Below are 13949 nucleotides of genomic sequence, written 5' to 3' on the forward strand. Positions count from 1 at the left end.
GCAGCGTCTCTCGAAAAACCAAAAACCACTATGTTTCGATAAATTTATTTGTAAATCATTGATTTACTGAGTGCCTGCGGCTGCTTTACGGAACAACCCAGCCTCTCGAATCCAACAAGAAGTCATCGTATCTTTTCACAAGGAATGCCGTGAGCAGGAGCGAAACCGCGGCGGCGCGCGGCCATGTCTGCCTGAGCGGGAGCGGGAGCGGATACTCGCGGCATCGCAGGCCGTCGCCGGGGATTTCCGCGATGCGCGGCGAGAAGCCGGTACCGGCGCGGCCGGCGAGCAGTCGCGAAAACAGGTCATCGCATGACGATGGAGGCTTGCACACGCCACGCCGGCTTCGGTCCGGGCGCCCTGCGCTGCAAGGGGAGGATGGCGAAGGACCAGGCCGGCGCGGACCGCGATCCGTACGCCGGGGCGGGAATCAGGCCGGCTCGGAACCGGCCTGCTGGGATTCGGCCTCCTCGTGGGCCTGGCGCAGACGTTCGCGGCTGTTGGTCAGGTGCAGGCGCATGGCGGCGCGGGCTGCGTCGGCATCCTGGCGGGCGATCGCCTCGTAGATCTCCTCGTGCTCGCGTCGCAACCGCGCGTGATACTGCTGCTGGTCGGCATGGGCGATGTGCGCCGAATCCAGGCGGGTGCGCGGAATGATGCTGGTGCCGAAGTGGCTCATGATGTCGGTGAAATAGCGGTTGCCGGTGGCCAGGGCGATCTGCATGTGGAACTGGAAGTCGCTGGCGACCGCATCGCTGGCCTGGCTGGCGCGGTTGAAGGTGTCCAGCGCCGCGCGCATGGCGGCCAGTTGCTCGGCGCTGCGCCGGCGCGCGGCCAGGCCGGCGCACTCCACCTCGAGGCTGACGCGCAGCTCGAGGATGGCCATCACGTCACGCAGGGTGACGATGGTCGCCGGGTCGATGCGAAAGCCGCTGGTGCTCGGCGTGTCCAGCACGAAGGTGCCGATGCCGTGGCGCGTCTCCACCGTGCCGGAGGCCTGCAGGCGCGAGATAGCCTCGCGCACCACGGTGCGGCTCACCCCGTGGGCTTCCATGATTTCCGACTCGGTCGGCAGCTTCTCGCCGCACTTGATCTGCCCTTCCCGGATCTGCCGGGTCAGCTCGGCTACCAGTTCCTGGGCAAGGCTGCGGTTCTTGCGCCGCGGGCGCGGCAGTGTGCTTTCGTTGCTCATCTCGATGCTCGGTTTCGGCAGTGTTCCGGAGACGTCATCATACGCCTAAGTTGTATGACAATACCGCCCTGTTTTCGCAACTGCCGTCGATGACGCCCGCTCCGCTGGCGATACTCCAGCAACGTGCCAGCAGCCTGCCTTTATTGGCTATTCCGGATGCCTTCCCCGCCTGTCGCCAACCTAGCACCTCAGCCGCGACACAATGACCCGGCCACACGCCCTCGTACCCGGACGCCAGCCGGACAGCCCAGAAGGCATCCCCGTCGAGCCCTCCCCCGGGCGGGCGACACGCAGCCACAACCCTTCGCTGCCGCCACCCGCCCTTTCGCCATGGCATCCAGCCGGCTGATCTGGCGACCGCCCCATGGCCCGACATCATTCCCGCCACGGAGGCCTTGCCGCCCCGGCCGTCGCGCGCACCCCGACAGACGCGACAACTGATCGCGTCATATGATGACATTCAACACCCGAAGCGTTACAGTTGCCCCGCTCCGCCCTGACATTCCAACCGGACGATTGCCCGGGCACCCCGTCAACAACCGCCAAATCCTTATGGCCAGAGGAGTTAAAGCAATGCGGATCGAAGGCAAGAACTACATCGCAGGAACCCGCAGCAGCGAAGGCGACGTCATCGTCCACAGCCTCGACGCGACCACCGGCGAGAAGTTATCCTACGACTTTTACCAGGCCACCCCCGCCGAGGTGAACGCCGCCGCCGAGGCCGCCGCCGCTGCCTACCCGGCCTACCGCGCCCTGCCCGCCGCCCGCCGCGCCGCGTTCCTCGAGGCCATCGCCGCCGAGCTCGACGCCCTCGGCGACGACTTCGTCGCCCTGGTCGGCCGCGAGACCGCCCTGCCCGCCACGCGCATCCAGGGCGAGCGCGGCCGCACCAGCAACCAGATGCGCCTGTTCGCCCAGGTCCTGCGCCGCGGCGAGCTCCACGGCGCACGCATCGACCGCGCTCTGCCCGAGCGCAAGCCCCTGCCGCGCGTCGACCTGCGCCAGTGCCGCATCGGCGTCGGCCCGGTCGCGGTGTTCGGCGCCAGCAACTTCCCGCTGGCCTTCTCCACCGCCGGCGGCGACACCGCCGCCGCCCTGGCCGCCGGCTGCCCGGTGGTGTTCAAGGCCCACAGCGGCCACATGGCCACCGCCGAGTGCATAGCCGACGCCATCCTGCGCGCCGCCGAAAAGACCGGCATGCCGCCCGGGGTGTTCAACATGATCTACGGCAACGGGGTCGGCGAGGCGCTGGTCAAGCACCCGGCGATCCAAGCAGTCGGCTTCACCGGCTCGCTCAAGGGCGGCCGCGCGCTCTGCGACATGGCCGCCGCCCGGCCGCAGCCGATCCCGGTGTTCGCCGAGATGTCGAGCATCAACCCGGTGCTGCTGCTGCCCGCAGCGCTCAAGCAGCGCGGCGAGCAGATCGCCCGGGAGCTGACCGCCTCGGTGACCCTGGGCTGCGGGCAGTTCTGCACCAACCCCGGGCTGATCGTCGGCCTGCGCTCGGCGGAGTTCTCCGCCTTCCTGGAAGCCTTCGCCGCCGCCATGGCCGACCAGGGCCCGCAGACCATGCTCAACCCCGGCACCCTGAAGAGCTACGAGAAGGGCCTCGCCGCCCTGCACGCCCATCCCAAGGTCAGGCTCCTGGCCGGCCAGCAGCAGGAAGGCAACCAGGCCAGACCGCAGCTGTTCCAGGCCGACGTCAGCCTGCTGCTGGAAGGCGACGAGCTGCTGCAGGAGGAGGTCTTCGGACCGACCACCGTGGTCGTCGAGGTGGCCGATGCGGCCGAGCTGGTCCGCGCCCTGCACGGCCTGCACGGCCAGCTCACCGCCACCCTGATCGCCGAGCCGGCGGACCTGTCCGCCTTCGCTTCCCTGGTGCCGGTGCTCGAGCAGAAGGCCGGGCGCCTGTTGGTCAACGGCTACCCGACCGGCGTGGAGGTGTGCGACGCGATGGTCCACGGCGGCCCCTACCCGGCCACCTCGGACGCCCGCGGCACCTCGGTGGGCAGCCTGGCGATCGACCGCTTCCTGCGCCCGGTGTGCTACCAGAACTACCCGGACGCGCTGCTGCCGGAGGCCCTGCAGAACGCCAACCCGCTGGGCATCCTGCGCCTGATCGACGGCCAGCCGAGCCGCGAGGCGCTGTAAGCAGCCCCCGCGCCCCCGACAGGGAGCGGGCATCTGCGCACCATGGCTTCACCCGGGGGCGTCCGCCCCCGGCTTCCGTGACGACAACGACAACAACGAACGGGAACACCGCATGACCACTTCGCTCCGCACGCACGTCCGTATTCCGCCGCACTCCCACACCTCCGGCACGCCGCCGGGAACGCCGCTCGCCTGATCTGCCAGCCCCGGCAACCGTCGCCGGGCTTTCCCCCTTTCGCCCAACGCATCCGCGCCCGCGGAGGGGGGCCTTTTTGCGCCTTTTCCACCGAATCTTCACCGGTAACAACAACAATGAAGAACAGCACCCAACACTTTCCGCTCCGTCCGTCCGCCTCCCTTGCCCTGGCACTCGGCCTCACGGGCTTCCTGCCCAACGCCCAGGCGGCCTTCGTCGACGACGCCAAGGGTACCCTGACCCTGCGCAACTACTACATGCAGCGCAACATGGTCGACCGCGCCACCCAGGCCAAGCGAGAGGAATGGGCCCAGGGTTTCATCCTCGATCTCAAGTCGGGCTATACCGAAGGGCCCGTCGGCTTCGGCATCGATGTGCTCGGCTTGTGGGCGATCAAGCTCGACGGCGGCAAGGGCACCGGCGGCACCGAGTTGCTCCCCGTCGGCAAGGACGGCAAACCGGCCGACGACTTCGGCCGCCTGGCAGTGGCCGGCAAGCTGCGTTTTTCCGAAAGCGAGCTGAAGGTCGGCGAATGGAGCCCGGTGCTGCCGATCCTCAACTCCAACGACGGCCGCCTGCTGCCGCAGACTTTCCGCGGCGGCATGCTGACGGTGAAGGAAATCAAGAACCTGACCCTCCATGCCGGCCAAATGCGCGAGAACAGCCCGCGCAACGACTCCAGCATGGAGGACATGTCGATGAACGGCGTGTCCGGCGCCACCTCCGACCGCTACAACTTCGGCGGCGTCGAATACAGCTTCAACGACAACCGGACCACCGTCGGCGCCTGGTTCGGCCAGCTCGAGGACATCTACAAGCAGCGCTACTTCGAGATCCGCCACCTGCAGCCGCTGAGCAAGGACTGGTCGCTCTCCTCGCGGGTGGGCCTGTTCGACGGCGAGGAGGATGGCCAGGCCAGGGCCGGCGACCTGGACAACCGGACCCTGACCGGCCTGTTCGCCCTCAAGACCGGCGCCAACACCTTCACCTTCGCCTTCCAGCGCCTCACCGGCGACGACCGCTGGATGCGGGTCAACGGCACCAGCGGCGGCATGCTGCCCAACGACGGCTTCACCACCACCTTCGACAACGCCCGCGAGGAGTCCTGGCAGCTGCGCCACGACTACAACTTCGCCGCCCTGGGCGTGCCGGGACTGACCCTCATGAACCGCTACATCAGCGGCAAGAACGTGCACACCGCGACGGTCAGCGACGGCGAGGAATGGGCGCGGGAGAGCGAGCTGGCCTACGTGGTGCAGAGCGGCACACTGAAAAGCCTCTCCGTCAAGTGGCGCAACGCCAGCCGGCGCGCCGACTGGGGCAGCAACAACAGCTACGACGAGAACCGGCTGATCGTCCAGTACCCGATCTCGCTGTTCTGAAGGCTTGAAGCGGACTCCGAAGCGTGCGACATACTCAGGAGCCAGGCCTCTGCCCGGCTCCTGCGTCTCATCGGCCCGCCCGTCCGGCTCTGGCGGCCGCTCTGCCCGCAGCCAGCTTCTCGACGAGACGGACGGTCGTCAGCGCTCCTCGCGGAACTGGAAAATCTGCCGGCGCTGCTTCTTGCTCGGCCGCCCGGACGTCTCCAGACCGAGGGCGCCTGCCTTGCGCAGGGCCGCGGCCTCCTCGCGGCGGGCCTGGCTCTCGGCGGTCTCCTCGTAGAGCTGCTGCGCCTCGGGGGCGCCGCGGCGCACCGCGCTGAGCGCGCGGATCACCACGGCGCGCTCGTCGAAACCGGTACGGATCGTCAGTTCGTCGCCAACCTTCGGCTCCTTCGAGGGCTTGCAGCGCTCGCCGCGGCAATGCACCTTGCCGCCCTCGATGGCCTCCTTGGCCAGCGCCCGGGTCTTGTAGAAACGCGCCGCCCAGAGCCACTTGTCCAGGCGAACCTTTTCGTCATCTTTCTCGTTCATGCTTATAGATCACCTCTCCCATGCCAATTTGGCCGGCCGCCCAAGGCCGGCGCAGACAGGTGCGGTTGTCGGTCGTGCCGATTAGAATGCCTCACACCGACTGTGGAGCGCCGCCTTCTTGAAGACATTCGACCAACTTTCGGTGATCGGACTGCGCGAATGGATCGATCTGCCCGATCTGGGCGTCGCCGGATTGCGGGCAAAAATCGACACCGGCGCCAGCACCTCGACCCTGCATGCCACCGAGGTGGTGCAGTTCAAGCGCGACGGACACCTCTGGGTGCGCTTCACCGCCCACCTCGGCACCTTGGTGCAACTGCGCCATCGCCATTGCCAGGCGCCCCTGGTGGCCGTCAAGACCATCAAGAGCTCCAACGGCCAGACCCAGACCCGCTACGTCATCCTCACCACCCTGGCGCTCGGTGATCGTGCCTGGCCGGTGGAATTCACCCTGACTTGCCGCAAGGCCATGCGCTACCGCGTACTGCTCGGTTCGAAAGCCCTGGTCGATGGCCAGCTGGTGGTCAACCCGGCGCTGGCCTACGTGCAGGACAAACCCCTTCTCCCCAAGCTTCGTGGTGCCCAATGAAAATCGCCGTGCTGTCGCGCAACCCACGCCTGTACTCGACCCGCCGCCTGGTGGAGGCCGGCGTGCAGCGTGGCCATCAGGTGGTCGTGATCGACACCTTGCGCGCCTACATGAACATCGCCAGCCACAAGCCGCAGATCCACTACCGCGGTCGTCCGCTAGAGGGCTTCGATGCGGTGATCCCGCGCATCGGCGCCTCGGTGACCTTCTACGGCTGCGCGGTGCTGCGCCAGTTCGAGATGATCGGCGTGTTCCCGCTCAACGAATCGGTGGCGATCAGCCGCTCGCGGGACAAGCTGCGCTCGCTGCAACTGCTCTCGCGCAAGGGCATCGGCCTGCCGGTGACCGGCTTCGCCCACTCGCCGGACGACATCCCCGACCTGATCGCGATGGTCGGCGGCACGCCGCTGGTGATCAAGCTGCTGGAGGGCACCCAGGGCATTGGTGTAGTGCTCTGCGAAACGCAGAAGGCCGCCGAGTCGGTGATCGAGGCGTTCATGGGGATGGAGCAGAACATCATGGTCCAGGAGTACATCCAGGAGGCCGGCGGCGCCGACATCCGCTGCTTCGTGGTCGGCGAGAAGGTCATCGCCGCGATGAAACGCCAGGCCAAGCCCGGCGAGTTCCGCTCCAACCTGCACCGCGGCGGCACCGCCAGCCTGGTCAAGATCACCCCGGAGGAGCGCTCCACCGCCATCCGCGCGGCCCGGATCATGGGCCTCAACGTCGCCGGCGTGGACATCCTGCGCTCCAATCACGGCCCGTTGGTGATGGAGGTGAACTCCTCTCCCGGCCTGGAAGGCATCGAGACCACCACCGGCAAGGACGTCGCGGGGATAATCATCGAATACCTGGAAAAAAACGCCGAACACGGGCTGACGCGAACCCGCGGCAAGGGCTGAGCCAGAAACAGGCAACGCCCGGCAAGGGAAGGCCGGGCCGGGTCCTCGAGCCCATCCATCGGCCCCTACAGGGGTGTCATCGCAAGCCCCGGAGAACCTGCTCCGTGCTGCCCTGGCGAACGGCCTTCATACCGCATCGCGTGGCAGCATCAGCCCCAGCGGCAGGCAGACCCGCGCCTCCAGGCCGCCGCCCAGGCGGTTGCGCAGCTCCACGCTGCCGCCGTGCTGGGCGGCGATACGCTTGACGATGGCCAGGCCCAGGCCGGTTCCGGCTCCACCACGGGCTCGGTCGCCACGGGTGAAGGGATTGAAGATCTCGCCCATCTCGGCCGGATCGATGCCGGCACCGCGATCGAGCACGCTGAGCACCACGTAGGGCGCGCCCTGATCGCCGGCCACGTAGGCGGCGACCTCGACCTGCTCGCCGCCGTGGCGCAGGGCGTTCAGCACCAGGTTGCCCAGCAGGCGCTTGATCGATACCCGGCGCAGCGGGAACGGCGGGATTGGCTGCAGGGCCAGGCGCACCGTCTCGCCCTTCTGGTTGAACGGCGCCACCACCTCCTGCACCAGCTCGCCCAGCTCGAGCTGCTCCACCGGCTCGTCGCGGCCGTCGCGGATGAAGGCGAGGAACTGGTCGAGGATGGCGTCCATGTCCTCGATGTCGCGCACCATGTCCTCGGTCAGCTCGGGGTCGCTGCCGAGCAGCTCCAGGGACAGGCGCAGGCGGGTCAGCGGGGTGCGCAGGTCGTGGGACACCCCGGCCAGCATCAGCTCGCGTTCGCGGCTGGCCTGCTCGACGTCGGCGGCCATCTGGTTGAAGGCACGGTACAACTCGGTCATCTCGCTCGGTGTGTCGCTGACCGGCAGGCGCACGCTGCGCCCCTGGCCGATCTGCCGGGCGGCGAACACCAGCAGCTTGAGCGGCGCGCTAAGGTGGCGGACGAAGATCCAGGCGGCAGCGGTGGAGAGCAGACCGATGCCGAGGAACCAGCCGAGCACGCTCCAGATCCGCTGGCCGCTCAGCGGGTGCGGATACATGGGTATCCGCACCCAGTCCGGCCCCAGGTTGGGCGCATAGACCCAAAGCGCCAGCTTCGGCTGGGCGCGCATCCGCACCTGGGTCTCCGCCCCCAACTCGTCCTGCATCTGGCGCTGGAAGATCTCACTGTACGGCCAGTGGTGTTCGCCGAGCGGCACGTTTTCCGGCGCGCCCAGCCTCAGGTCGGCCGCCTCGGCGATGCGTGGGCGGTCGCGCTCGTCCGCGGCCCAGTAGGCGCGCAGGGTCAGCGCAGCGCCGTGACTGTACTGGCGATCCACCAGCACGTCCTCGTTTATCATCAGGTAGACCAGGGTCAACGCCTTGGAAAACAGCACCACCAGCAGCACCAGCCAGAGGGTGCGGGCGAAGAAGCTTTGCGGGAACCAGAGCGGGGTTTTCATCGGGACACCACCAGCGGGACGCTCGAACAGGGGGGGGGCGGCTCAGGCTGCCGGCCGAGGGCCGGCGCCGCCTGGCTGGCCGGCTGCGCCGCTTGAGCGGCCAGTGAGGGCGGGATCGGTCAGGGCTTGTTGCCGTCCGGGACGAACACGTAGCCGACGCCCCACACGGTCTGGATGTAGCGCGGCTTGGACGGGTCCGGTTCGATCAGCCGGCGCAGGCGCGAGATCTGCACGTCGATGGAGCGCTCCAGGGCATCCCATTCGCGGCCGCGGGCGAGATTCATCAGCTTGTCGCGGGTCAACGGCTCGCGGGCATGCTGGACCAGCGCCTTGAGCACGGCGAACTCGCCAGTGGTGAGCATCTGCACCTGGTCGCCCTTCATCAGCTCGCGGGTGGCCAGGGACAGCCGGTAGTCGCCGAAGCTGACGATCTCGTCCTCGCTGGCCGGCGCGCCCGGCACCACCGGTGCCTGGCGGCGCAGCACGGCCTTGATCCGTGCCAGCAGCTCACGGGGGTTGAACGGCTTGGCCAGGTAGTCGTCGGCACCCTGCTCCAGCCCCTGGATACGGCTGCTCTCGTCGCCCTTGGCGGTAAGCATGATGATCGACACCTGATTGTCGCTCTCGCGCAGACGGCGGCAGGCGGACAGACCGTCCTCACCGGGCAGCATCAGGTCGAGCACCACCAGGTTGAAGTGTTCGCGACCGAGCAGGCGGTCCATCTGCTCGATGTTCTCCACCGCCCGCACGCGGTAGCCCTGCTCGTTGAGAAAGCGCTCCAGCAGGTGCCGCAGGCGGGGGTCGTCATCGACGACGAGGATCTTTTCGCCTTCCGGCGTGGCACTGGCTGTGCTGTTCATCGGGACTCCTGGCAACGATCGTGCGCTATTATGACGCAGCCGCCGGGGCTGGTCGGCTGACCATTGTTAGCAGATTTTACCTGACAGGCCCCTCACTTGAATTCGCTGTAGGGCACCAGCGCATCCCCACCGAGCGGCAGCGCCCCCTGCCAGGGATCGAACAGGTAGCGCAGGTAGATCTGGGCATAGCTCGGTGCGTAATCACGGGCCTGCTGCCAGCTGAACGCACCGCCGAGAACCAGATGATCGCTGACCCGTCGCTCGACCAGGGAGCCGAGCCGATAACCGACGGAACTGCTGCTGTCGCCGGCCCGGGTATTGAGCCGGTCCAGGGTTTCCCGGTCGATCGCGCGCCCTGCCCGGCTCAGCGGCCCGGCGATCAGGCGCTCGAGCGGGTAAACCTCGCTGTCGTCGGTGACGGTTCGCGACCAGCTCACCGCCCCTTCCAGGGCCACCGACCAGTCGGCATTGCGCCAGGCGTAATTGACCGGCATGGCCAGTGAGGTGTACTGCTGCGGACTGAAGTAGCCGCCCTGCCCCAGGGTATAGTCGCTGAGGTCCCTCTCGTAATGCCAGTACATGACGTTCAGGCCCAACCGCAAGCGTTCGTCGACATTCTCGATGGCCTTGTAGTAATAGCCGCTCATCAGTCGGGTGCGTAGATTGTCCTCGACGTTCTTGCCGCGTAACCAATGCAGGCCGAAATCGGCCCATACACCGTGGCTGCCGCCCTGGTCGTAGCTCAGGCCGAGGCCGACGCCATTGGCAGTAACGCCGCCCCAGCGGATGCCGGTGCGGGGGTCTTCGGTACCGGCATAAGAGAGCAGCGAATTGGACAGCGGCCGACGCGAGGCGGTCAGCGTCCAGCCGAGGCCGGCATAGTCCCAGTCGTAGCTCGTCCCGCCCAGCCAGTTCTCGATTTCGAAGCCCTGCGGTGAACGGCCAATGTCGAAGGCCAGGCGCTCGCCGCGCCAGCCGAGCGCCACGGCGGTGCCGCGCGCCCGCTGCCGATCGGCGCGGCATCCTTCCAACCCTGGAAGCGCGCAGCTACCGAAGGACTCGGTGTGCCGGCCGTCAGCGTCGGTATCGAACCGGCCAACATCCAGGTTCACTTCATCGACGCGCAGGAAGCCACGCCCACCAGCCAGCGGCAGGTCGAGCTGGAGCATGACGGTATCCATGTCCATGTCGGAAAGCCCGGGGGTGACGTTGTCGTCGTTGCGCCAGCCGAAATCATGCTGCAGGCGCACGATCGGGGTCTGCTTCAGGTACAGGGACTCGACCTCGCTGCGCAGGCTGCGCTTGAGCCAATCGTCACCGTCCTGCGGGCGACTGGCCAGGGTCAAGGCGCGGTCGTCGCGGGGCGATGCCTTGGCAGTGGGCAGCTCGCCGGCATCGCGCAGCGCCCTGGCATACAGGTCGAGGGCCTGCTGCGGCGCCGCCTGCACATGCTGGCGCGCGGCATCGCGCAGGAGCAGCGGCTCCGGCTCGCTCGACCCGGCCACGAGGCGGTTGAACAGCACCCGGGCATGCGCCTGCTCGCCAGCCGCGCCCCAGGCATTGGCCAGGCGCCGCTGGGCGTCGCGTTCGCCGGCCACGAACGCCGGGGCGGACGCCTGCAATTCGCCGCGCACCTGTTCGAGCCGGCCCAGGGCGATCCAACTCTCGAGCCGCCCGAGACGGGCCAGCGCATTGCCGGGGCTGGCCGTCTCGGCCCGCTGGAAGTAGCCCAGTGCGCGCTCATGATCGCCGCGCTCCTGCGCCCAGCCGGCCAGGCGCAGCAGGTCGTCGTCGGCAAGGTCCTTCTGGCTTTCCAGCAGGGCGACCGCCGCCGGTTCGTGGCCGGCGGCGCGCAACGACTCGGCGTGGGCCTGCAGTTGGCGACGTCGTAGTTGCCGGGCCAGCAGGCGCACTTCTTCGTTCCAGGCGACCAGCGGGATCGCCTGCAGGCTTTCCAGCGCCGCGCCGTCGCGCCCGGTCGCGGCCAGGTGCAAGGCATGGGCATAGCGGGCCTGGGGATTGAGCCCCTGACGGCCGAGCAGGTCGCGAAACACCGCCTCGGCTTGGCCGACCTGCCCCTGCTCGACCAGATTTTCGGCCAGGCGGTGGGCAAGCCAGGGATCGTCCGGCGCCAGCTGACGGGCGGCGGCGAGCAGGCGAACGGTCTCCGGCAGGTCGCCGCGCCGGGCGGCCGCCTCGATCTGCGACTGCAGCAGGGCCAGGCGCAGGTCGCGCAGCTGCGTGGCGAACGCTTGCTGGCGAGCGGGCAGCAGGCTTTCCAGGAAGGCCGTGGCACGCTCGGGCGATTGGGCCTGATACAGGCGCAACAGGCCCCTCAGCGCTTCATCGTTGTCCGGCGCCAGGCGCTGGACCCGCAGCAGGAGCCGCTCGGCCTCCTCCACCTTGCCCTCGGCCCGGGCCAGCTCGGCCAGGCCGAGCATGGCGGCCGGCTCCCGGGGCTGCTGTCGGCGAGCCCGGGCGTAGAGCTCCCGGGCCTGGGCCGGGTTGCCGGCTTCGCGCGCCTGCTCGGCCCGCTCCACCCAGGCCCAGTACTGCGCCGCGACGAGCAGGCTTTGCCATTTGCTGATGACCCGGATGTCCTGTTCGAACCGCCGCGCTGCGGTGAAGGCGGCCAGCGCCTCGCTCTGGCGTCCCTGGCGCATCAGCGCCAGCCCCAGCGCACCGTGCAGGCCCGCCTCCTCCGGCAGGTGGCGCAGGGCGCGCCGCAGCTCGGCCTCGGCCTCGGCATTCAACCCCTTGTCAAGCAGGGCCTGGCCACGCAGGCCCGTCTGCCAGGCAGGATCGGCGAGCTTCTGCTGCTGGTGGGCGAGAATTATCCGCGCCTCGTCCAGCAGGGCCGAGAGCGGGTAGAGCGTAATGAATGTCTGCCATCCCTCCACACTCTGCTTGCCGAGCGGCAGCTCGTTGAGGTACTGGAACTCCCGCTGGGCGGCGACTGGGCTGGCCACCGGATCCTGCGCCAGGGCATGCAGCAGAGCCAGGGCCTCGCGCGGACGATCCTCGGAGAACAGCAAGTCGGCCAGTTGCCGATGCAGGCCGGCATGCCCCGGATACTTGCGCGCCAGGGTTTCCAGGTTGGCAATGGCCAGTGGCCGCTGGCCCCCCATGCGACTGCGCAGGCGCCAGTACTCCAGCGCCAGCTCCAGACTCGGCAGTTGTTCATCGAGCACCCGCTCATAGGCCTGCACAGCCTCGGGCAACGACTTCTCGGCCAGCAGCCTGGCGTCCTGCAACTCCTTCTGCCCGCCGGGCATGGCCAGCTTGAGCAATACGCGGATCTGCCGCCACTCCGCGGAATCCGGCGCCTGCAGATACAACCGGTTGAGCAGGCGACCGGCCGTGCGCGGATCGCCACGGCGGATCACCAGGCGCGCCTGCGCCGCCAGGGCCTCGGGGCTGTCGGGCGCCATCTGCTGCAGGCGGGCCAGCGAGCTGTCGACCAGATCGTCGCGGTTGAGCGCCTCGCCAAGGAGGATCTGTTCGAGCAGCCGGTCGCGCTGGCTGCCTCCCGTGGCAATGTTTGGCTGGGCGAGCGCCAGGCCCGGCAGCAGTCCGCAGATCAGGAATACGTCTTTCAGTTTGCGCATGATTGCGTCAGCCAGTACGGCAACAGCCGCCCCACCTTGTCGAAGCGGTAGCGACGCGCGTCCCAACCCTGGCCGAACAGGCTCAGGACCTGATCGTAGTAAGCCTCCGCCGCCACCGGCTGCCGCTCCAGGCGGTCACGCTGCGCGGCCAGCGCCGGCGGCGACAGCTGGGCCAGCAGCGGCAGCAGAGCCGCGGAGAAGCCAGCCGGCCCCTGGCCCTCGGCCGCGCCGCTGCGCGTGTCGATGCGCTCGGGCGGCAGGCCTCGCTCAGCGGTGAGCCGAGCCATGGGCGCGAAGTGGTTCAGCAACTCGGCCCGTCCGGGCGAATCCTTGGCCAGCATGCCGACCCACAGATAGACGCGGATCGCATCGTAGTCGCCTTCCGTGCCATGCTCCGGATCGGGCGCCCAGCCCGTGTCGCGGCGCCACTGCAACCAGTCGGGCGCAAGTCCCCCGGGAGCGCTTTCGAGCAACAGACGGCGGCTGCCGGCAGCCAGCTCGGCCCAGATCGGCGCGAACTCTGCGAAGCGGTCGAACAATTGCGGCGGCAGGTAACTGGGATTGAGCCGCCAGCCCTCGGCATCGTCGAAACCGTAATCGCCGGGCAACAGCATCAGGCCGAGTCCCGGCAGCTTGCGCACGGTCTGGGCGGCGCTGCGCCAGAGCAGCGCCTGTCCCTGGCGGGTATAGGCCGGCACCTCCCACAGGCGCCCCGCCTCGATCAGGGCATAGGCCAGCCACAGATCGGCATCGCTGGCATTGTTGCGATCCAGCACGCCCCACTGCCCATCATCCCCACGTCCCCACAGCCAGGCCGGCAAATGGTTGTCCAGGTCGCCGGCGGCAAGATTGCTCTGTGTCCAGCGCAGCAGGCGGGCGAAGCTGTCCCGATCGTTCGCCACCAGGGCGAAGAACAGCCCATAGGCTTGTCCCTCCGATGTGGTGACAAAGCGCGGCGAGGAGCGGTCGATGGTCCGCCCGTCCTCGCTGACCAGCGTCCGGCGAAAGCTTTCCCAGGCCGGCCAGTCACAGCCGGCGGCCCAGCCGCGCAGCGGCAGACAGGCCAGTGCCAGACACAGCAAAAGACACCGCATGCCG

At 68.4% G+C, this 13949-nt stretch carries 10 protein-coding genes; 4 read left to right on the top strand and 6 right to left on the bottom strand.

Annotated elements, in window-relative coordinates; all coding sequences use genetic code 11:
* Window positions 1-430 precede the first annotated feature (430 nt).
* The gene (locus ACYVD0_RS09525; RefSeq protein ID WP_460426603.1) at window positions 431-1192 is read right to left on the bottom strand and encodes a FadR/GntR family transcriptional regulator; all 762 of its coding nucleotides are present in this window, start codon (window positions 1190-1192) and stop codon (window positions 431-433) included.
* Window positions 1193-1765: 573 nt separating this feature from the next.
* Between ACYVD0_RS09525 and ACYVD0_RS09530 the strand changes: the two genes are divergently transcribed.
* Window positions 1766-3343: an aldehyde dehydrogenase (NADP(+)) gene (locus tag ACYVD0_RS09530; protein WP_460426604.1), complete on the top strand. Its 1578-nt coding sequence runs from the start codon at window positions 1766-1768 to the stop codon at window positions 3341-3343.
* 312 nt (window positions 3344-3655) lie between these two features.
* On the top strand, window positions 3656-4921 hold the full coding sequence (locus ACYVD0_RS09535) for an OprD family porin (protein WP_460426605.1): 1266 nt from the start codon (window positions 3656-3658) through the stop codon (window positions 4919-4921).
* Between the two features lie 138 nt (window positions 4922-5059).
* Here the strand turns inward: ACYVD0_RS09535 and ACYVD0_RS09540 are convergent, their stop codons facing one another.
* Window positions 5060-5452 (bottom strand): RNA-binding S4 domain-containing protein, encoded by a 393-nt coding sequence (locus ACYVD0_RS09540; protein WP_460426606.1) that lies wholly within the window; start codon window positions 5450-5452, stop codon window positions 5060-5062.
* Between the two features lie 118 nt (window positions 5453-5570).
* Here ACYVD0_RS09540 and rimB point away from each other — a divergent pair, with 118 nt between their 5' ends.
* Both rimB and rimK read left to right on the top strand, forming a co-directional pair.
* Entirely contained in the window at window positions 5571-6041 is a 471-nt protein-coding gene (gene rimB, locus ACYVD0_RS09545) for an ATP-dependent zinc protease family protein (protein ID WP_460426607.1), read from the top strand.
* The gene (gene rimK / locus ACYVD0_RS09550) at window positions 6038-6943 is read left to right on the top strand and encodes a 30S ribosomal protein S6--L-glutamate ligase (RefSeq protein ID WP_460426608.1); all 906 of its coding nucleotides are present in this window, start codon (window positions 6038-6040) and stop codon (window positions 6941-6943) included. Before rimB ends, rimK begins: the two co-directional genes overlap by 4 nt.
* A 126-nt stretch (window positions 6944-7069) precedes the next feature.
* Here the strand turns inward: rimK and ACYVD0_RS09555 are convergent, their stop codons facing one another.
* From ACYVD0_RS09555 to bcsZ, 4 genes are all read right to left on the bottom strand, one after another.
* A complete protein-coding gene (locus ACYVD0_RS09555; protein WP_460426609.1) occupies window positions 7070-8383 on the bottom strand; it encodes a two-component system sensor histidine kinase family protein in 1314 nt (437 codons plus the stop codon).
* A 119-nt stretch (window positions 8384-8502) separates the two neighbouring features.
* Window positions 8503-9243 carry a two-component system response regulator OmpR gene (gene ompR, locus ACYVD0_RS09560; protein WP_460426610.1) on the bottom strand — a complete coding sequence of 247 codons (741 nt, stop codon included), beginning with the start codon at window positions 9241-9243 and terminating at the stop codon, window positions 8503-8505.
* 92 nt (window positions 9244-9335) lie between these two features.
* A complete protein-coding gene (gene bcsC, locus ACYVD0_RS09565) occupies window positions 9336-12851 on the bottom strand; it encodes a cellulose synthase complex outer membrane protein BcsC (RefSeq protein ID WP_460426611.1) in 3516 nt (1171 codons plus the stop codon).
* On the bottom strand, window positions 12839-13945 hold the full coding sequence (gene bcsZ, locus ACYVD0_RS09570) for an endoglucanase (protein ID WP_460426612.1): 1107 nt from the start codon (window positions 13943-13945) through the stop codon (window positions 12839-12841). The genes bcsC and bcsZ overlap by 13 nt, the downstream gene beginning before the upstream one ends.
* Window positions 13946-13949: the final 4 nt, after the last annotated feature.

Source organism: Azotobacter armeniacus (genome assembly GCF_054779355.1).

What these genes read in the sequence shown, in the direction of transcription:
- ACYVD0_RS09525 (WP_460426603.1), bottom strand. Translation starts at nt 1,192, where the DNA reads ATGAGCAACGAAAGCACACTGCCGCGCCCGCGGCGCAAGAACCGCAGC.
- ACYVD0_RS09530 (WP_460426604.1), top strand. Translation starts at nt 1,766, where the DNA reads ATGCGGATCGAAGGCAAGAACTACATCGCAGGAACCCGCAGCAGCGAA.
- ACYVD0_RS09535 (WP_460426605.1), top strand. Translation starts at nt 3,656, where the DNA reads ATGAAGAACAGCACCCAACACTTTCCGCTCCGTCCGTCCGCCTCCCTT.
- ACYVD0_RS09540 (WP_460426606.1), bottom strand. Translation starts at nt 5,452, where the DNA reads ATGAACGAGAAAGATGACGAAAAGGTTCGCCTGGACAAGTGGCTCTGG.
- rimK (WP_460426608.1), top strand. Translation starts at nt 6,038, where the DNA reads ATGAAAATCGCCGTGCTGTCGCGCAACCCACGCCTGTACTCGACCCGC.
- ACYVD0_RS09555 (WP_460426609.1), bottom strand. Translation starts at nt 8,383, where the DNA reads ATGAAAACCCCGCTCTGGTTCCCGCAAAGCTTCTTCGCCCGCACCCTC.
- ompR (WP_460426610.1), bottom strand. Translation starts at nt 9,243, where the DNA reads ATGAACAGCACAGCCAGTGCCACGCCGGAAGGCGAAAAGATCCTCGTC.
- bcsC (WP_460426611.1), bottom strand. Translation starts at nt 12,851, where the DNA reads ATGCGCAAACTGAAAGACGTATTCCTGATCTGCGGACTGCTGCCGGGC.
- bcsZ (WP_460426612.1), bottom strand. Translation starts at nt 13,945, where the DNA reads ATGCGGTGTCTTTTGCTGTGTCTGGCACTGGCCTGTCTGCCGCTGCGC.